This window comes from Streptomyces sp. bgisy027 (assembly GCF_057710365.1).
The window spans coordinates 103444-120810 of record NZ_JBYIVZ010000033.1 but is presented as its reverse complement, the minus strand read 5'-3'; the positions used below and the strand labels follow the sequence as shown (position 1 = coordinate 120810).

The following is a 17367-nucleotide window of genomic DNA, read 5'->3' as shown; positions in this document are numbered from 1 at the left end:
CTCGTACCGGGCGTACTCGGGCTTTCGGGCGGTGCGGCGACAGGGCGTGCCGGGCGTCGCGCGCCAGGCGCCACTTCCGCACCAGGCCTTGGCCGCCGGGTGGCCCCGGTCGCCTGATGCACGAGCCGCCGCGTGTCCGTCGGCGGCCGTGCGGCAGGATGAGCACCATGAGCGTAGTCAAGATCAACGTACTGACCGTCCCCGCCGAGCAGCGCGAGACGCTGGAGAAGCGCTTCGCCTCCCGTGCGCACGCCGTGGAGGGCTCCGACGGGTTCGAGTGGTTCGAGCTCCTGCGGCCGGTCGAGGGCACCGACACCTACCTCGTGTACACGCGCTGGCGGGACGAGGAGTCCTTCCGGGCGTGGATGGAGGGCCCCATGAAGTCGGCCCACCAGGGCGGTGCCACGGAGGGCGAGCGTCCCAAGCCGGCCGCGAGCGGGTCCACGCTGTGGTCCTTCGAGGTCGTGCAGCAGGCGGGCCCCAAGGGCCAGTAGCGCGCCTGGTGTGCCGCGCGAGACGGCGGGGGTCCGCCCCCGCCGTCTCCCCTTCCCGGCCTACCGCGCTGCGGTCCTCGCCCGCTCCCGACGTGATCGGGCGACCGCCGCCAGGACGAACGTGACGCTGATCAGCAGGGACCAGGCGCCGAACTTCTCCACGCCCACGGGCTGCCAGCCGTCCATCTGGTACGGATAGCGCCAGGCGCCCACGTAGGTGGCGAAGTTCTCCGCGACCCACAGGAAGAAGCCGATCAGGACGAACGACAGGGCGAGCGGCATCCGGCGGCGGACACCGCGCACGGTGTACCGCACGGAGGTGCCGGCGGTGACGGCCAGCAGCAGCGCTGCCAGCAGCCAGCGCGCGTCCGGCAGCCAGTGGTGGCTGAAGAAGTTGATGTAGATCCCCGCGGCGACCAGGGCCGTCCAGCGGGGCCGGTAGCGCACCAGCTCAAGGTCGAAGAGCTGCCAGGCCCGGCAGATGTAACTGCCCACGGCCGCGTACAGGAACCCCCCGTACAGCGGGACCCCCGCGAACTTCAGGACGGCCGGCTCCGGATAGCTCCATGAGCCGAGGGACACCTTCACCAGCTCGAACGCCAGGCCGATGACATGGCAGACGGCGATGACGCCGATGTCCCGCCCGTTCTCCCAGCCGCGCAGCCAGAACAGCAGCGTCAGCAGCACCCCGTAGACGACGAGCAGGTCGTAGCGGGCCACGGGCAGGCCGGGCAGCAGGGTGGACGCCGCCACGCCGGACATCAGGGCGATGGCGAAGGCGCAGGACCGAGTCTGGAGCCATGCGAACTGAAGGAGCTGGCGCAGCGCCGCACCCAGGGGGCCGATGATGCCGATGGTGAGCATGATCCCTAGGACGAGCACACGGCCCGGTCGGTTGCCCCCGTTCCCGACCGGGCCGTGCCGGCGCCGAGCCGCCTCGCGGCGGTCAGTACCAGTTCGTGTACGTCAGGACGTGCCCGTCGCACGTCAGCAGGGCGCGTGAGACGCGGCCGCCGAGGTTGTTGCCGATCTTCGTGTAGGCGTAGTTGATGCCCGGGTCGACGGTCTCCGAGACCCAGCCGTCCGCGTTGCCCGCCCCGGAGTTCGAGCGCTCGGTGACGGCGGCGCAGTTGGCGCGGGAGTTGTCGATGCGGGCGTAGGAGCCGCACCTGTCGGAGTAGAAGTACTTCAGGGACATGCCCGAGGCGGTCTTGGTCGGCCCGACCTGCCGGAAGCTTCCGGTGCAGCCGCCGACGGTCGGGTACTGGCCCTCGAATCCGTAGGCCCCGTAGTTGCCGCCCGAGAAGGATGCGGCGTCGGCGGCGACCGGGGTGAGCGCCAGCATCGCGGCGGCGCCCGATGCGGCCAGCAGGGTCTGAACTGTACGGCGGCGCATGCGAGCCCTCTTTCATGGGTCGGTGGTGTCGTCGTGACGGTGGTGCCTGCCGTCGTCCGGCTTCGCATTCCTCGTCGTCAGGACCGTAGGGGCCCGTATCGCCGGAGCGGTACCTGATAAGTGTCAGGGTCCCTTGGCCACCGCCCTTCCCTAGGGTTCGAGACGTCGGCGAACGACTCGCCGGAACACTCCGCACAGCCGCAAACAGGGGGACATCCATGCCCAGTCGCACCATCGCCCGGGCCGCGCTCGTCGGCGTCGGCGCGCTCGCCCTGCTCGGTCCGCTCACCGCGGCGACCGCCGTCGCCGCCTCCGACGCGGACCAGGGCGGCGCCCGCATCATGGCCGCGCCGTACGCCGTCGTGCCCTACGAGACGGTCAACGTCCGCTCCGGCCCGGCACGCTCCTACGACAAGGTCGGCAGCGTCGCGGCCAACCAGCCGCGCGGCGCCTACTGCTGGGTGCGCGGCGAGACCATCAGCGACCACGGCTACACCAACGACGTGTGGGTCAAGCTCGTCGAGGGCTACGTGAGCGCCGTGTACCTCAAGGGCAACGACTACGGCGACCTGCCCGCTTCCGCGACCTGCTGACCGCCATCACCTTCCACCACCGGGGGACACACATGAAGACACAGCTGCGCCGCTGCGCCACCGTTCTGGCGGTGGCCGCGCTCTCCGTCGGCACCCTCGCCGTCACGGCCGAGGCCGCGCCGAGGGCCGGCAGCTCCGCCGTCGCGGCCGCCGACAACGGCGATCCGACCCTGACCGACGTCTACATCTGGGCGACGGACGTCAACCTGCGCAGCCGGCCGACGGCCGACTCGCCACGGCTCGCGGTCCGTTCGCAGTACTGGCTGGACGCCGTGTGCCAGACCCAGGGCCAGTACGTCCATGACCCCGCCGTCGGCGGCAACAACTGGTGGACCGCCGTGCAGGAGTTCGCCGGCAGCGACATCGCGTGGGTGAACAACCTCTACATCCGGGGCGGCGAGAAGATCGCCGGCGTACCCGACTGCTGACGCCCGGCGCGAGGCAGGGGCAGGGCGGGGCGGCCGGCGAAAACCCGTTGCGGCCGCCCCGCCCTGCCCCGACCCTGAGGCCATGCCCTACGTCCTTCGTCCGGCCGGCCTCACCGACGCGGCCACCGTCACCGAGCTCCTCAACGAAGTCGACCGGATCGAGATCGGCCGGCCCGAGACCGACCTGCACACCGTCGAGGCCGATCTGAAGCGGCCCGACATCGCCCTGGAACGCGACTCCTGGCTGGCCTTCGACGGCGAACGGCTGGTGGCGTACGGCTTGCTGTGGGACGAGTCGGGGGGCGAGCGCGTCGACGTCGACCACTATGTGCTCCCCGATCACCAGGCGGCCGGTGAGCTGGTCCTGGACGCGATGGAGGCCCGCGCCCTGGACAGGGCCCGTGAGAACGGTGCGGCCAGGGCGGTGGTGCATCTGCACCTCAACACCGGGCCCACCCTCGACACCGACTTGATCACGCGCCGCGGCTGGTACGCCGTGCGGCGCTATCACGTGCTGCAACGGCCCCTGGACGCCGCCGAGGACCTCGCGCCGGAACTTCCGGCCGACGTGACACTGCGGGCGTGCGCCGACGAGGCGGACCGAGCGCGCGTCCACGCGCTGTACCAGTCGAGCTTCGCCGAGCACTTCGACTTCCAGCCGCGCGCCTACGACCGGTGGCTGCACGACGTCGACGCGGACAACCTCGACTGGTCCATGGTGTGGATCGCCGGCACCGAGGAAGTCGGCGACGCCGGGTTCCTCATGGCACGCGACGACCGTGAGGCCATGGGCTGGATCCGGAGCATAGGCGTGCTGCGCGAGGCGCGGGGCGCTGGGCTCGGCGGCCTGCTGCTGAGGCACGCGTTCGCCGCCTTCGCCGGGCGGGGCCGGGAGACGGTGGGACTCGGCGTGGACACCTCCAACTCCACGGGCGCTCCCGCGCTGTACGAACGGCACGGGATGGCCGTGCACTACGCCGTCGACACCTGGGAGACGGTCCTGAAGTGACGGGCCGGGGCCCCGGGACCGCAGTGATTCACCGGCTCCCGGCGCCTGCCCACCAGGTCCACGCCCGCGCGTCAGACCGCCGGGTCCACTTCCATGTCCGTGGCGGGTGCGCGCCGTTGCTCGTACCGGAGAGCCGCGCCCGTGACGATCGCGCCGATGCCCTCCCACAGTCCCACGCCGAGGAATCCGGACGGTGCCCGCCCGCCGATCACCGCCAGGGTGAAGACCGCGCAGGTCAGCAGGCGGAAGGGGACGGTCCAGCGGAAGAACGCCTTCCAGTCGGAGAGCGCGGCCAGCACGTAGTAGACGCCCATGTTGAGCGCCGCCATGGAGGACGCCGTCAGGAAGACCGTCGTATGGTCCCCTTCGGCACGCCGGGAGTCCGGCACGGGCGTGAACCCCATCAGCCTGAGCAGGACGTCCGGGGCGATGAGCCCCACCACGCCCAGGGCGGCGGCGAGGACACCGAACCCGGCCATGGTCCAGCCGGACGGTGAGCGGGGCAGGCGTCGCACGAAGTCCTCCACGGGTCAGGGCAGTTGAGCCTCGCACACTCCGCGTACACCGTGCGCCCGGGCCGGCCGCCCGGAACGTCAGCGATCTCCTACGCCCGCTCACCCACCGCTTCTTCGGGCGTTGTTGTACAGCCGCAGCAGATGCTTCGCGACCGCGCACCGCTCGTTGTCGGCGTAGCACTGGCGACAGGTCCGCATGTGCTGCTCATAGTCGGTCCGTGCCTGGTGGAGGGCATCGCCTTGGGACGACATGGAAGTCCTCTGGGTGTTGGAAGGAAGGGGGCGGCCGAGCGGGTGCCGCGGTGACGTGCAGCGCACCTGAGGGAAAAGTGGATCATGTTACTTGTGGTACGGGAAAGTCGCGGCTCCGTCTGCCCCGTACGCCCCCCGCACGCTCCCGCCGGCCAGGAAAACACTTGGACTGCGCCACCCCGGAGGCGGGACACTGCGTATTCGACCAGCAACTCTACGTAGTCGACCTTACAGGGGTGGGATGGGAACGCCTGAATCGCGCAGGGTTCTGCCGGGCAAGCGGTCGGTGCTTCTCGCACTTCGTCACTACGGGCGGGAGTTGGCCCGTCTGAAGTGGCTGGCGATGCCGACGATGGTGCTGTCGGCCGTCGGCAACATCGGAATCAACTATGTGGCACCGCTGATCGTCGCCAAGCTCGTCGGTGAGATCGCGGGCGACGGGGACATCACCGTCGCGTCAACACTGCCGTACGTCGCCGGCTTCGTCGGTGTGCTCCTGTTCTCGGAGGCGCTGTGGCGCGTGGCGCTGCACTGCCTGAACCGCCTGGACGCCCTGGGCATCGAGCATCTGTACGTGGTCGGAATGGACGAGCTGTTCGCCAAGGACGCCGCGTTCTTCCACGACAACTTCGCCGGGTCGCTGACCAAGCGGGTCCTGAGCTTCGCCTCCCGCTTCGAGGCCTTCGTGGACACGCTGACCTTCCAGATCGTGGGGATGTTCGTGCCGCTGGCGTTCGGCGCGGTGGTGCTGTGGCGCTACGAACCGCTGCTGGTGGTCGGCCTGCTGGCGATGATCACGGTGACGGCGGTGTGCGTGGTGCCGCTGATCCGGCGTCGGCAGGCGCTCGTCGACCGGCGTGAGGAGGCGATCGCGCGGGTGTCGGGGCATGTCGCCGACAGCCTGATGAACATGGACACGGTGCGGGCGTTCGCCGCCGAGGAGCGCGAGGCCGCCGAGCACCGCTCCCGGGTCGCCGCGTCCCGTCGGCTCACGCTGCGGTCGTGGGACTACGGCAACCTGCGCATCGACACCTTCGTGGCGCCGATGTCGGTGCTCACGAACGCGCTGGGTCTGCTGCTGGCGGTCACGCTCGGCGGGGGCGCGCACGGCGTGGAGGCGATCGTGGTCGCCTTCACCTACTACAGCAACGCGACCCGGATCATGTTCGAGTTCAACCAGATCTACCGCCGGCTGGAGAGCTCGATGACGGAGGCCGCGCAGTTCACCGAGCTGCTGCTGACTCCGCCGACGGTGCTCGACCCGCCGTCGCCGGAACCGCTGTTGACCGACTCCTCCGACGTCCGCTTCGAGAAGGTGACCTTCGCCCACACCACCGGCCGGCCGCTGTTCGACGGACTCGACCTGGCGGTGCCGGCCGGCGCGAAGATCGGCCTCGTGGGCCGGTCGGGCGGGGGCAAGACCACGCTGACCCGGTTGCTGCTGCGGATGACCGACATCGACGCCGGGCGGATCCTGATCGGGGGCCAGGACATCAGCCGGCTGCGCCAGACCGACCTGCGCGGTCAGATCGCCTACGTCCCGCAGGACCCGGCGATGTTCCACCGCACGCTGCGGGACAACATCGCCTTCGGCCGGCCGGACGCGGACGACGCCGAGATCCGGAGCGCGGCCGAGGCGGCACATGTCACGGAGTTCGCCGACGCGCTGCCGCTGGGATTCGACACCATGGTGGGCGAGCGCGGCATCAAGCTGTCGGGCGGTCAGCGCCAGCGGGTGGCGCTGGCCCGGGCGATCCTGCGCGACGCACCGATCCTGCTGCTCGACGAAGCCACCAGCGCCCTGGACTCGGAAAGCGAGATCCTCGTTCAGGAGGCGCTGTGGCGGCTCATGGAGGGGCGGACGGCGCTCGTGGTGGCGCACCGGTTGAGCACGGTCGCCACCATGGACCGGCTCGTCGTGCTCGACCGCGGACAGATCGTCGAGCAGGGCAGCCACGACGAACTGCTCGCGAGGGACGGCGCCTACGCCAAGCTGTGGCAGCACCAGTCGGGCGGCTTCCTCGACGAGAGCCCGGAGCGGGCCGAACTGCCCTGAAGTCCGCGCGCGAGTCCGGCCCTTGAAGACGTGCGGCCCCGGCCGGGACGCAGGCGGCGCCGCACGTCGAACCGCTGGGACCACGCGGTGCACGACGTGTCCGCCCGTCACGGTGAGACGCACCGGCGCACCGGCGCACCGGCGCCTCGGCGACCTCGTCGGCGCCCGCGCCGACGGGATCGGCACCCAGCGCGGACGGGTCGGCGCGGAACCCCTCGGCGACACGGCCGCCGAGGGACGTCTCGCCGGCCCCGAGGCCATGGGGGAGATCGCCGACGTCTCGGCGACCCCACGGCTCGCCGAGGCGCTCGCCGCACTCGGCGAGAGCCGTACGGACCTGTCCTTCGACCTCGCCCTGGAGGGCTTCCTCGCGCACGCGCGGCGCACGCTGGAGGCGCGCGGGGGCGCATCCGGCTGACGCGGCGGGAGGTGCGCGTTTCGTTCCCGCGACGCCGAGCCAACTCACCTAGGATGACCCGGACTTGGTGATTCCCGATAGTTCGTGAGGTGGCCCCGCATGTCCCACACGCCGTCGCGACGTACCGTTCTGCGCGGACTCACGGTCACCGGCGCGGCCGTGATCGGCTTCGCCCCAACCACCCGCACCTGGGCCACGACCGCCACGGCGGACGCATCGGACCTGGTGGGGATCCCGCCGCTCGACGGCACACTGAGCACGGACGAGGCGTCCCTGGCGGCCGCGTCCGACGACTTCGGCCATATCGTGCACCGCCGCCCGGTGGCCGTGCTGCGCCCCGGGTCGGTCCGCGACGTCGTGACCATGGTCCGGTTCTGCAACACGCACCGGCTGCCGGTGGCCCCGCGCGGGCAGGGGCACACCACCCAGGGGCAGGCGCAGGTCCAGGGCGGCCTGGTCATCGAGACCGCGCCCCTCACCCGCATCGGCCCCCTCGGGCCGCACAGCTCAACCGTCACCGTCGGCGCCGGCATCAGATGGAGCGAGCTGGCCAAGGCCACCATCGCGCACGGTCTCACCCCGCCGGTGTTCACCGACTATCTCGAACTGTCCGTCGGCGGCACCCTCTCCGCCGGCGGCATCGGCGGCCAGACCCATCGGTGGGGCGCCCAGGTCGACAACGTCACCGAGCTCCAGGTCGTCACCGGCGCCGGCGAGTTCGTGCGCTGCTCCCGGTCCCGGCGCCCCGACCTCTTCCACGCCGTCCTGGCCGGACTCGGGCAGTGCGCCGTCATCGTCGCCGCCACCGTCCGCCTGGTGCGCGCCCCGCGGACCGTACGCCACTACCTGCTGCCGTACGACGACCTGGACACCTTCCTGGAGGACCAGCGGGCCCTGGTGCGCGAGGGACGCTTCGACTACGTCGAGGGCCAGGTCTCGGCGGACCCCGAGGGCGCGTTCCGGGTGCACACCCTGGAGGCGGTGGCCTACGGCCCGCCCGCCGGCCCCGCACCGGACGACGCGGTCCTGCTGCGCGGCCTGCGCCACAACTCCTCCGGCGTCCAGATCGCCGACCTCTCCTACTACGACTTCCTGGACCGACTGGCCCCTTCCGTCGCCGCACTGAAGGAGGCCGGCCTCTGGGACTGGGCGCACCCCTGGCTCAACCTGCTGCTTCCCGGCAGGTCGGCCGCCGCCCTGGTCTCCCGGATGCTGGACGCCCTGACCCCGGCCGATCTGGGGCCCGGCGTCGTCCTCGTCTATCCGGTCCGGCGCGACCGCCTCACCACGCCGCTGCTGCGGGCGCCCGACGACGCGACGCCGTACCTCTTCGCCGTCCTGCGCACGACGCCGCCCGACGACACGGCCACCGTCGACCGGCTGCTGGCGGCCAACCGGTCCGCCTACGACCTCGCCGCCTCGGCCGGCGGCACCCAGTACCCGGTCGGCAGCATCCCGTTCACCCGCGCGGACTGGCGCGACCACTTCGGCCCGGCCTGGCCACGGCTGGCGCGGGCCAGGCGCACCTACGACCCGCGGGGGATCCTCGTCCCCGGCCAGGGCATCTTCTGAGCCCACGCGGCGCCCCCGCAGCGGTGGACGACCGTGGATGTTCGCCGCGGTTGTCTCAGGGCTCAGATTTCTCAGGAGGTGCGCGGGGCCACTGAGCCCGCGTTTCACGACAGGACCAGCCGTGAGGGGACGACATGGCTCAGCGCAGGGCGGGGCGGCCGGGCGCCGTGGCGCGCCTCGTGGAGGACTGGGCGCGCGAGCGCCCCGGGCTGGACACCTCGCCGCTGGAGGTGCCGGCGCGGCTGCACCGTGCCAACCTCCGGTACCAGTCGCGGCTCACGGCGCAGATCGAGCAGCACGGGCGGTCCGTGGCCGGGTTCGACGTCCTCACGGCGCTGCGCAGGGCGGGCGCGCCGTATCGGCTCACGGCCGGTCAGCTGGCCAGCCTCCGGTCCGATCTCCTCAGCGGGTGTGACCACGGCACCACGCGGCAGCGCTGCGGCGAGGGCGTCGCAGAGGGCGGCCTCGGTCCGATGTCGTCGTGGAGGGCGGCCCGGACCTCCTCGCGCACGGCGGTGCCCCGGGCCGGCCAGTCGGCGTCGGCGCGGACGGCGGCCCCGGTCAGCGCGGGCAGGACGGCGGCGGCCTCGCCGTGCAGGGCGTGGCGCGCAGGGTAGACCCGGCCGAGCGCTGCGGCGTCCGAGTCTGTCTGGACGTGGGCATCGGGGAGCCGCTGCTCGGCTGGCGCTGGAGGTTCGGCCTCGCCGCGATCCCGGGCGTGCTGTGCGTGCTGGTCGTGCGCTGTGTGCCCGAGTCGCCGCGCCGGGTCGCGGACCACGGCCGGCACGAGGAGGCGCTCGCGACGATGGCCTCGATCGAGGCGAAGGTGGAGAAGATCACGGGCGAGCCGCTGCCGCAGCCGGCGCCCACGGCACCCGTCGCACACGAGTCCCAGGCCAGGAGCGGCCCGCGCGAGCTCCTCACCGGCCGCTACCGCAGGCGCACCCTGGTGGTCCGCGACCTGTGGTTCTGCGGCTGCTTCGTCAACTACGGCATCTCGTCCTGGCTGCCCACCGTCTACGGCTCCCGCTTCCACGGGCCGATCGTCGTCGGCGCGGTGTGCGCGGGCGGCGCGCTCGGCGCCGTCTTCGTGACGCTCGCCGCGGTGGCCCTCGTCGGGTCGCTCACGGCGGGCGTGGCAACGGAGGAGACGAGCGGCGGGCAGCTGGAGGAGGTGGCGCCGTAGCCGACGGATCTCTCACGCCGGGATTCAGGGGATCTCGGCATGAGAACTGTCGTCAAAGTCGGGCATCATTGGTCACATCGACATGAACAACCTCACACCTGTGTGAAGTAAGAAACATCGACCATCATGCCTGCGAGGGGATTCCTTGTGAGCGACCCTGCCGACGGGCTCGACTACGGGACTCTACGGCTCGACCGCACAGGTCAGGCCGAGGCCTTCGACGTGATCGGCGACCGCTACGACGAGGCCTTCCCGCACAAGGAGGGCCAGATCTCCGCCGCCGACTGGCTCATCGGGTCCCTGCGGACCGGATCCCGGGTCCTGGACCTGGGCTGCGGCACCGGGCTCCCGACCGCGCGCCAGCTGGCTCTGGCGGGCTTCGACGTCGTAGGGGTGGATCTGTCGGAGCGCATGGTCGCGCTGGCCCGCGGCCATGTGCCCGGCGGGGTGTTCCACCGGGCGGACATCGCGGATCTGCGGCCCGGCGGCCCCCTGGACCTCGGCCGCTTCCACGCGGTGACCGCCTTCTTCTCCCTGCTCATGCTGCCGCGCGGCGAGATCCCGCTCGCTCTGCGGACCGTCCACCACCTGCTCGTTCCCGGGGGCCTGTTCGCGCTGTCGATGGTGGAGGCCGATGTGGACGACTTCACGATCCCCTTCATCGGAAGCAACATCCGCGTCTCCGGCTACCTCGGCGACGAACTGCGCGAGGTCGTCCAGGGGGCGGGCTTCGAGATCGCCGGCGAGTCCTCGTACACCTACGCGCCGGCGGCCGCCGACATCCAGCCCGAGGTGCAGATCTTCCTGCGCTGCGCACGGCGGGCGTGACGACTTCTGGTCCGCCCGCTCCGAGGCGGGCCGCACAGCCGGAAGGGGAGGCACGAGGACGGGCATGGCGAAGCAGCTCGGAGGCGGTGACGGCATCCGGGAGCAGACACCCGGCATGCGTGACGGTGCTGCGCCGCACCGCCCGCAGCGCCCCGATCCGGCGCCCGCGTCCGCGCCGCCTCCTCCCCCGGCCCCGCCAGGCGAGGCACCGGGACCGGACCTCGCCGGGCCGCTGACCGACCGGTTGCGCTACCTGGACGCCGCGACCCGGCGGATCGCCCGCGGCATGAACCTGGACGAGACCCTTTGGGAACTGTGCCGGGCAGCTGTCCCGGCCTTCGCCGACCGGGCGTACGTCCACCTCTACGCCCCGCTACCGGTCGGCGACGAGACCGCCGCCGATCCGGGCGTCCTGCAACTGCACTGCACCGACCGCTCCGAACGCCGGGACCCGGACGCTCCGGACGCCGGGCCGGCCCCGGCCGACCCGCACGACCTCCAGGCCGCGAAGACCGTGCGCCCGGTCCCCGGCAGCCCGCTCGCCGCACTGCTCCGGGACGGGCGGCCGGCCCTGGGCGAGACCCCGGGTGTGGCCTCCGCCGCGGCAGAGCTGCTCGGTACGACGGACGCTCCCCCGGCGCTCCCTCCGGGGCAACGGCTGATCCTCGCCCCGCTGCACGGCCGCAGCCACGCCCTGGGCAGCGTCCTGCTCACCCGCGAAGCCGGCCGGGAGGACTTCACCGCCGACGATCTCCTCGTGGCCTCCCAGCTCGCCACGCACACCGCGCTCGGACTGGAGAAGGCGATGCTGTACGAGCGTGAGGCGTCCGTCGCGAACACCCTGCAGCGCACGATGCTCCCGCCGTCGCTGCCGAAACCGTCCGGCATCCGGCTGGCCAGCCGCTATCTGCCGTCCTCGCGCACCGCGCAGGTCGGCGGCGACTGGTACGACGCCATCCCACTGCCGGGAAACCGGGTCGCCCTGGTCATCGGCGATGTGATGGGCCACTCCATGACCTCGGCCGCGATCATGGGCCAGCTGCGCACCAGTGTGCAGACCCTGGCCGGGCTGGACCTGCCCCCGGACGAGGTGCTGCACCACCTCGACGACCAGGCGGGCCGGCTGGGCAGCGAGCACACGGCGACCTGCCTGTACGCCCTGTACGACCCGGTGCTGCACCGGCTGCTCGTGTCCAATGCCGGCCATCTGCCGCCGGTGCTGCTGCGTCCCGACGGCGGCGTCGAGGTCCTCGAAGCCCCGCCGGGAGCGCCGATCGGCGTCGGCAGCGGCGGCTTCGAGTCCGTCGAGACGCACGCGCCGGCCGGGGCGACGCTGCTGCTGTACACCGACGGCCTGGTCGAGTCCCGTGACTCGGACGTCGTGACCGGGGTGGAGCGGCTGTGCGCCCGGCTGGGCACGGCCGCCCGCGGTCCCGCCGCACCGGCGCTGGAGGATCTGTGTGACGCGGCCCTCGGCGCGCTGGGCTCCGGGGAACGCGACGACGACATCGCGCTGCTGGCCGCCCGGTTCGAGGGCATCCTGCCGGAGACCGTCGCCTACTGGTACATGGCGCCTCGCCCGCAGACCGCCGGTCAGGCGCGCCGGCTGACCCGCCGCACGCTGACCGACTGGGGTCTGGACTCCCTGGTGGAGACCACCGAGCTGCTGGTCAGCGAGGTGGTGGCGAACGCGGTGCGGTTCGCCACCCGGCCGATCACCCTGAGACTGCTCCACACCGACGTGCTGCGCTGCGAGGTGGGTGACGACTCCACGGTGGTGCCGAGGATGCAGCACGCCCGGCTGAGCGACGAGGGCGGCCGAGGGCTGTTCCTGGTCGACCAGCTCGCCCAGCGCTGGGGCGCGACGAGGCTGAGCACGGGCAAGGTGGTCTGGTTCGAACAACCGCTGCCCCGCACTCCCGGAGTGCCCTGACTTCACGCACCCTCACTGCGCGCAGCAGCCGTCCTCCGCGACTTCTCGGGCGGTCGTGTCGAGACGGCAGAAGCAGGACGCCTCGATGGGGACGTCCGCCAGCGCGGCGGCCAGACGCAGCTGCTGGGCCATCATCTGTGCCTCCCCGGTCCGGCCCAGACGCAGCAGGCACTCGTGCAGGCCGTGCAGGGACCAGACATTGCCGGGGTGCTGGAGGGGGCGCGGGAGAGTGCCGTCCAGACCGAGGTCGGCCCGGTAGACCGCCTCGGCCTCCTCGACGCGGCCCTGTTCGAGCAGGAGGGCGCCGTAGGCGTGCCGGGTGGGCTGCATCCAGCCCCAGGGTTCGTCGTAGGGAAGGTTGTCGTCCAGCTCGATGGAGCGTTCCAGCGCGGCGAAGGCGGCGTCGTGGTGACCTTTGCGGTACTCCAGCTCGCCGTCGAGCATCGCCGAGGCGATGGCGAGGATGTCGTGGCAGGTGTTGTTGAACAGCATGCGGGTCTCGGGGACCCGGGCGACCGCCGCCCTGAAGAGGTCGCGTTCCGCCTCCGCCTCCTGTACGCGGTGCGTGGCGGAGAGGGCGACGCCGCGGGCGTAGTGCAGCATCGCGGTGGTGGTGCAGTACAGCTCCGGGTCGGCGGGCAGCGGCTGGGCCAGGATGTCGTCCCAGCGGCCGAAGCGGATCAGTACATGGACGCGCATGGCGAGGAAGCCCTCCAGCCAGTCGGCCATCGGCGGGCTCGGCACCCGCAGCAGGTCCTCCGGGATGGACGCCTCCAGCTGCGCGGCGGTCTCAAGGGCGACCTCGCACTGGCCGAGGAACATCGCGCCGTAGATCTTGAAGTGGTAGTTGTGCGAGCGGTACAGGGTGTAGAAGTTCATCGCCCCGGCCCGCGCGTGGTACTTCTCGTCGACCGTGATCGCGGCGGTGTTGTCGGAGACCACCCGGCGGTAGTCGCCGCACAGCACCTCCAGGTGCGAGGGCATGTGCTTGAGGTGGCCGGCGTCGGGCACCAGTCCACGCAGCCGGTCGGCGACCGTCAGGGCCGCCTCCGGGGTCGGGGACATCTCCATGAGGTGGATGTACAGGTGGACCACGCCCGGGTGGTCGCGCCCGGCGGTGGTGGCGAGAGCCCGGTCGAGCACCGCCCTGGCCTCCCGGGTGCGGGCCCCCTCGGCCGGTTCGCCGGTCCTCAGGTCCCACAGCTGCCAGGGCGTGAGGTTCATCAGGGCGTCGGCGTACAGCGTGGCGACGTCGAGGTCGTCGGGGGCCAGCTCGTACACCGCACGCATGCTGTCGGCGTACGGGGCGTTCCAGACCGAGCAGTCCTCGACCGCCTTGGCCTGCGGATAGCGGGCGCGCAGCGCGGCGATCAGGGCCCGCTCGACGGGCGTTGCGTCGACCGCCTTCCCGTGGGCCAGCTCGACGGCGGCATGGGTGCGGTCGACGGTGCGCGCGAGGTCCTCGCCGTCGAAGAACTCCCAGGGTTTGTTGTAGTTCGGCCCCAGGGCGTAGGCGATGCCCCAGTGGGCCATGGCGCAGTCGGGGTCGGCCGCGGCGGCGGCCTCGAAGCAGGCGACGGCCTCCTCGTGGTGGAAGGCGTACGTCCAGACCAGCCCGCGGTCGAACCAGAGCTGGGCCTGAGGGGAGGACGTGGTGACGGAGCGGGTGTGCGTACCGAGGTCGTAGTACTCCATGCGTCTGCTCTCCTGCCTGTACCGAGCCCGCCGAGCCCGTTCCCGAGTCTTCCGGACAGCCCCGGGTCTCGCACGGACAACGGCAGGGTCCGTCGCACGGTTTCGGCCGCCGCCTCCGCGACGGGACCGCGTGGCCGGAAGCCGACCGTCCTGCGGCCGTCGGCGCAGGCACCGGTCCGGCACCCGCTTCCGGCCCGTGGGCGCTGGATCCGGTGGCATCGGCGCTCGTCCGACCCGGGGGTCGAGTGCGACGGATTCTGTCGCCCCAGGTGCGAGCCGGGGCCCTCGTGGCGCATTCTTGCTGTGTCGCGCGCGTGACGGCGTACGGACGAGGTAGGTCGATGACTGGGAGCGCCGAGGGCGCAGAGCGGACGCCCGGCGAGCTGGCGGCACTGCTGATCGATGCCTCGGCGGAGGCGATCAGCGCAGCCGGTGGGCACGCGGGAGGGGTCTACCTGCGCTCCGGCACGCCGGGACTGCTCAGACTGGCGGTGCTGGAGGGGCTGCCGGGCCCGCTGTTCCGGCCGTGGTGGCGGTTGCACGTGGACCGGCCGTTCCCCGTCGCGGACGCCTACCGCCTCGGCGTCGAGGTGGTCCTGCCGAACGCGACGGAGACGATGCGCCGCTATCCGCAGTTCGCCGCCGGACTGCCGTTCCAGTTCGGATCGCTGTACGTCCCCGTCACCGGCGGATCGTCGGTCTTCGGCGTGCTGACCGTGCTGCGGCCCTCGGCGGGCGACGCCACCGAGCTGCTGCCCGTGCGCGAGCGCATGTCCCAGCTGGCGAAGGAGCTGGGCTCGGCGCTGCGGACCCTGGAGAACGGCGATGCCGCGGCGGTGAACTGGGACGGCGGGCCGCTGTGCGTGCGGCCGCCGGCCAGGCGCCGGCCCTCCGGCTATCTGGGCCGGTTCGCCTGGGATCCGGCGACGAACGTCGTGACGGCGGAGGAGCGGCTCAACGTCGTCCTCGGCGCCGCTCCCGGGGAGTCGCACGCCACCGTGGAGGAGTTCGCGGAGGCTGTCGCCCCGGGTGACACGGACAGGATCCTGGCCGCGCTGCGGGAGGCGGCCGGCGGGCGGCCACCGGCTCTGCCGCTGTACGTGCGCGCGGCCAACGGCGCGCTGCGGCTGGTCGAGATCTGGGGACCGTACGAAGATTCGACTCCCGTCTCCGCGGCGCCCGTACGCGGCGTCGTCCTCGACCCCGGGGCGAGCGCGGTGGCGGACGTGGCGGCCGATCAGCTGCCGGACGGGGTGTTCTGCCTGGACCGGCTGGGCTCGGTCGTCTACGCCAATCCGCACGCGGCCAGGCTGCTGCGCCGGCCGCGCGGCGAGCTGCTGGGCCGGACCCTGTGGGAGAGCGTGCCGTGGCTGAACCAGCCCGCCGTGGAAGACCATCTGCGGGTCGCCCTGCTGGCTCCGGACCCGGTGCACTTCCACGTCCGCAGACCGCCCGACCCCGAGCACGAGACCGCTGCCCGCACCTTCAGCGAGGAGCTCCTCGCCCTGTCGCTGTACCCCGGCCCCGACCTGTTGACCTGCACGATCCGCCCGGGGCACGGCATGACGGACACCACCTCCGACCTCTTGGACGTGCACGGCACGCAGGAGCCCGCCGGAGCGACCTCGCTCGCTCCCCTGTACCGCCCGATCGTCCTCGCCATCGCGCTGACGGAGGCCGTCACCCCCCGTCAGGTGTCCGCCGTGGTGATGCGGGAGCTGCTGCCCGTGTTCGGCGGCCGCCGGCTGGCCATCTACCTGCTCCAGGAGCGGCATCTGTACCTGGCCTGGGAGACGGGCTTCCCCAAGGGGTTCCTCGCCCCGTTCGACGGTGTGGGGCTGGACAAGGGGCTGCCGGGCGTGGAGACGCTGACCACGGGGCGCCCGTTGTTCTTCGACTCCATGCAGCAGCTCGCCGACGCGTACCCGGGTATCGCACTGGACGCGACCGAGGGCGCCCGCGCGTTCCTGCCGCTGATCGCGTCAGGCCGTCCCGTCGGCTCCTGCATTCTCGGCTTCGACCGGCCGCGCAGCTTCAGCAGCGAGGAGCGCTCGGTGCTGACCGCCATGGCCGGGCTGATCGCGCACGCCCTGGAGAAGGCACAGCGCTACGAGAGCGAGGCCGCGCTGGCCCGCGGGCTCCAGCAGGCGCTGCTCCCGCGGCGGCTGTCGGAGCACCCGCTGCTGGAGACCGCCGGTCGCTATCTGCCGGGCACCCAGGGCATGGAGGTGGGCGGCGACTGGTACGACGTCGTGTCCGCCGGGGACGGGATCGCGCTGGTCATCGGCGATGTGCAGGGGCACGGCGTGCAGGCGGCGGCCACCATGGGCCAGCTGCGCAGCGCCGTGCGGGCGTTCGCCCTCGGCGACCGGCCGCCGGACGAGGTCATGAGCGGTACCAATCGCCTGCTCATCGATCTGGACGCCGGACTGTTCGCGAGCTGCTGCTACATCCGGCTGGACCCGGCGACCGGTGTCGCCCAGGCGGCCGTCGCCGGGCACCCGCGCCCGCTGCTGCGCCGCTCCGACGGCCGCACCCATCTCCTGGACCTGCCGGGCGGGGTGGTCCTCGGCGTGGACCCGCAGGCCCAGTACCCGGTGGCGGAGCTGCGGATGGACCCCGGTGCGGTGCTGGCGCTGTACACCGACGGGCTGGTCGAGCGGCCCGGCATCGACATCGACGACGGCATCAGCGCGCTGCGGGTCGCCCTGGCCAGGGCCGGCGGTCCCGGGGCCCGCCCGGGCGGCCGCACCCTGGCGAGCCTGGCCGACCGGCTCACCGCGACGGCCCGGCACATGACGGACCGCCCCGACGACATCGCGCTGCTGCTCGCCACCCGGCGCGCCACGCCACTGCGCCGGAAGTGACAAACAGGCCTCCGGATTCCGGTGCCGTGCACGGCGTACTGCTGCGGCGGGGGCGGGAGTTGTCCGGTTTCAGTGGATCATCACGATGATCGCGGGGCGGAGCGGCAAACAGCGACTGTCACGGT

At 72.3% G+C, this 17367-nt stretch carries 16 protein-coding genes and 1 pseudogene; 12 read left to right on the top strand and 5 right to left on the bottom strand.

Features of this window, described 5'->3' with window-relative positions:
- Nucleotides 1-167 precede the first annotated feature (167 nt).
- Nucleotides 168-494, top strand: coding sequence for an antibiotic biosynthesis monooxygenase family protein (locus AC3ETA_RS30255; RefSeq protein WP_432196056.1), 327 nt, complete (start codon nt 168-170; stop codon nt 492-494).
- A gap of 60 nt (nt 495-554) precedes the next feature.
- Here AC3ETA_RS30255 and AC3ETA_RS30250 read toward each other — a convergent pair whose 3' ends face one another.
- Together AC3ETA_RS30250 and AC3ETA_RS30245 are read right to left on the bottom strand one after the other, a co-directional pair.
- Nucleotides 555-1358 carry a DUF817 domain-containing protein gene (locus tag AC3ETA_RS30250; protein WP_432196055.1) on the bottom strand — a complete coding sequence of 268 codons (804 nt, stop codon included), beginning with the start codon at nt 1356-1358 and terminating at the stop codon, nt 555-557.
- Between the two features lie 82 nt (nt 1359-1440).
- On the bottom strand, nt 1441-1890 hold the full coding sequence (locus tag AC3ETA_RS30245; protein WP_432196054.1) for a hypothetical protein: 450 nt from the start codon (nt 1888-1890) through the stop codon (nt 1441-1443).
- A 218-nt stretch (nt 1891-2108) separates the two neighbouring features.
- On the opposite strand from AC3ETA_RS30245, the gene AC3ETA_RS30240 reads away from it, so the two are divergent.
- The 3 genes from AC3ETA_RS30240 (at nt 2109) to AC3ETA_RS30230 (ending at nt 3920) form a co-directional block, all read left to right on the top strand.
- Complete coding sequence (locus AC3ETA_RS30240) at nt 2109-2483, top strand: SH3 domain-containing protein (protein WP_432196053.1); 375 nt, start codon at nt 2109-2111, stop codon at nt 2481-2483.
- A gap of 32 nt (nt 2484-2515) precedes the next feature.
- On the top strand, nt 2516-2911 hold the full coding sequence (locus AC3ETA_RS30235; RefSeq protein ID WP_432196052.1) for a peptidase M23: 396 nt from the start codon (nt 2516-2518) through the stop codon (nt 2909-2911).
- An 82-nt stretch (nt 2912-2993) separates the two neighbouring features.
- The gene (locus AC3ETA_RS30230) at nt 2994-3920 is read left to right on the top strand and encodes a GNAT family N-acetyltransferase (RefSeq protein ID WP_432196051.1); all 927 of its coding nucleotides are present in this window, start codon (nt 2994-2996) and stop codon (nt 3918-3920) included.
- Between the two features lie 71 nt (nt 3921-3991).
- Here AC3ETA_RS30230 and AC3ETA_RS30225 read toward each other — a convergent pair whose 3' ends face one another.
- Together AC3ETA_RS30225 and AC3ETA_RS30220 are read right to left on the bottom strand one after the other, a co-directional pair.
- Nucleotides 3992-4399 carry a hypothetical protein gene (locus AC3ETA_RS30225; protein WP_432196063.1) on the bottom strand — a complete coding sequence of 136 codons (408 nt, stop codon included), beginning with the start codon at nt 4397-4399 and terminating at the stop codon, nt 3992-3994.
- Between the two features lie 135 nt (nt 4400-4534).
- On the bottom strand, nt 4535-4687 hold the full coding sequence (locus AC3ETA_RS30220; RefSeq protein ID WP_432196050.1) for a hypothetical protein: 153 nt from the start codon (nt 4685-4687) through the stop codon (nt 4535-4537).
- 241 nt (nt 4688-4928) lie between these two features.
- Between AC3ETA_RS30220 and AC3ETA_RS30215 the strand changes: the two genes are divergently transcribed.
- The 7 genes and pseudogenes from AC3ETA_RS30215 to AC3ETA_RS30185 all read left to right on the top strand — a co-directional run bounded on the left by AC3ETA_RS30215 (nt 4929) and on the right by AC3ETA_RS30185 (nt 12680).
- Nucleotides 4929-6743: an ABC transporter ATP-binding protein gene (locus AC3ETA_RS30215; protein ID WP_432196049.1), complete on the top strand. Its 1815-nt coding sequence runs from the start codon at nt 4929-4931 to the stop codon at nt 6741-6743.
- A 112-nt stretch (nt 6744-6855) separates the two neighbouring features.
- Nucleotides 6856-7161 carry a hypothetical protein gene (locus AC3ETA_RS30210; protein WP_432196048.1) on the top strand — a complete coding sequence of 102 codons (306 nt, stop codon included), beginning with the start codon at nt 6856-6858 and terminating at the stop codon, nt 7159-7161.
- Nucleotides 7162-7260: 99 nt separating this feature from the next.
- The gene (locus AC3ETA_RS30205) at nt 7261-8733 is read left to right on the top strand and encodes an FAD-binding protein (RefSeq protein WP_432196047.1); all 1473 of its coding nucleotides are present in this window, start codon (nt 7261-7263) and stop codon (nt 8731-8733) included.
- A 134-nt stretch (nt 8734-8867) separates the two neighbouring features.
- Nucleotides 8868-9150, top strand: a pseudogene (locus AC3ETA_RS30200) (MarR family transcriptional regulator); the annotation flags it as partial.
- A 184-nt stretch (nt 9151-9334) separates the two neighbouring features.
- Entirely contained in the window at nt 9335-9919 is a 585-nt protein-coding gene (locus AC3ETA_RS30195; RefSeq protein WP_432196062.1) for an MFS transporter, read from the top strand.
- Nucleotides 9920-10045: 126 nt separating this feature from the next.
- Nucleotides 10046-10747 carry a class I SAM-dependent DNA methyltransferase gene (locus AC3ETA_RS30190; protein ID WP_432196046.1) on the top strand — a complete coding sequence of 234 codons (702 nt, stop codon included), beginning with the start codon at nt 10046-10048 and terminating at the stop codon, nt 10745-10747.
- Between the two features lie 64 nt (nt 10748-10811).
- Entirely contained in the window at nt 10812-12680 is a 1869-nt protein-coding gene (locus tag AC3ETA_RS30185) for an ATP-binding SpoIIE family protein phosphatase (protein ID WP_432196045.1), read from the top strand.
- A gap of 12 nt (nt 12681-12692) precedes the next feature.
- Here AC3ETA_RS30185 and AC3ETA_RS30180 read toward each other — a convergent pair whose 3' ends face one another.
- Nucleotides 12693-14375 carry a tetratricopeptide repeat protein gene (locus AC3ETA_RS30180; RefSeq protein ID WP_432196044.1) on the bottom strand — a complete coding sequence of 561 codons (1683 nt, stop codon included), beginning with the start codon at nt 14373-14375 and terminating at the stop codon, nt 12693-12695.
- A gap of 341 nt (nt 14376-14716) precedes the next feature.
- Here AC3ETA_RS30180 and AC3ETA_RS30175 point away from each other — a divergent pair, with 341 nt between their 5' ends.
- Complete coding sequence (locus AC3ETA_RS30175) at nt 14717-17242, top strand: SpoIIE family protein phosphatase (RefSeq protein WP_432196043.1); 2526 nt, start codon at nt 14717-14719, stop codon at nt 17240-17242.
- Nucleotides 17243-17367 lie beyond the last annotated feature (125 nt).

What these genes read in the sequence shown, in the direction of transcription:
- AC3ETA_RS30255 (WP_432196056.1), top strand. Translation starts at nt 168, where the DNA reads ATGAGCGTAGTCAAGATCAACGTACTGACCGTCCCCGCCGAGCAGCGC.
- AC3ETA_RS30250 (WP_432196055.1), bottom strand. Translation starts at nt 1,358, where the DNA reads ATGCTCACCATCGGCATCATCGGCCCCCTGGGTGCGGCGCTGCGCCAG.
- AC3ETA_RS30245 (WP_432196054.1), bottom strand. Translation starts at nt 1,890, where the DNA reads ATGCGCCGCCGTACAGTTCAGACCCTGCTGGCCGCATCGGGCGCCGCC.
- AC3ETA_RS30240 (WP_432196053.1), top strand. Translation starts at nt 2,109, where the DNA reads ATGCCCAGTCGCACCATCGCCCGGGCCGCGCTCGTCGGCGTCGGCGCG.
- AC3ETA_RS30235 (WP_432196052.1), top strand. Translation starts at nt 2,516, where the DNA reads ATGAAGACACAGCTGCGCCGCTGCGCCACCGTTCTGGCGGTGGCCGCG.
- AC3ETA_RS30230 (WP_432196051.1), top strand. Translation starts at nt 2,994, where the DNA reads ATGCCCTACGTCCTTCGTCCGGCCGGCCTCACCGACGCGGCCACCGTC.
- AC3ETA_RS30225 (WP_432196063.1), bottom strand. Translation starts at nt 4,399, where the DNA reads ATGGCCGGGTTCGGTGTCCTCGCCGCCGCCCTGGGCGTGGTGGGGCTC.
- AC3ETA_RS30220 (WP_432196050.1), bottom strand. Translation starts at nt 4,687, where the DNA reads ATGTCGTCCCAAGGCGATGCCCTCCACCAGGCACGGACCGACTATGAG.
- AC3ETA_RS30215 (WP_432196049.1), top strand. Translation starts at nt 4,929, where the DNA reads ATGGGAACGCCTGAATCGCGCAGGGTTCTGCCGGGCAAGCGGTCGGTG.
- AC3ETA_RS30205 (WP_432196047.1), top strand. Translation starts at nt 7,261, where the DNA reads ATGTCCCACACGCCGTCGCGACGTACCGTTCTGCGCGGACTCACGGTC.
- AC3ETA_RS30190 (WP_432196046.1), top strand. Translation starts at nt 10,046, where the DNA reads ATGCCTGCGAGGGGATTCCTTGTGAGCGACCCTGCCGACGGGCTCGAC.
- AC3ETA_RS30185 (WP_432196045.1), top strand. Translation starts at nt 10,812, where the DNA reads ATGGCGAAGCAGCTCGGAGGCGGTGACGGCATCCGGGAGCAGACACCC.
- AC3ETA_RS30180 (WP_432196044.1), bottom strand. Translation starts at nt 14,375, where the DNA reads ATGGAGTACTACGACCTCGGTACGCACACCCGCTCCGTCACCACGTCC.
- AC3ETA_RS30175 (WP_432196043.1), top strand. Translation starts at nt 14,717, where the DNA reads ATGACTGGGAGCGCCGAGGGCGCAGAGCGGACGCCCGGCGAGCTGGCG.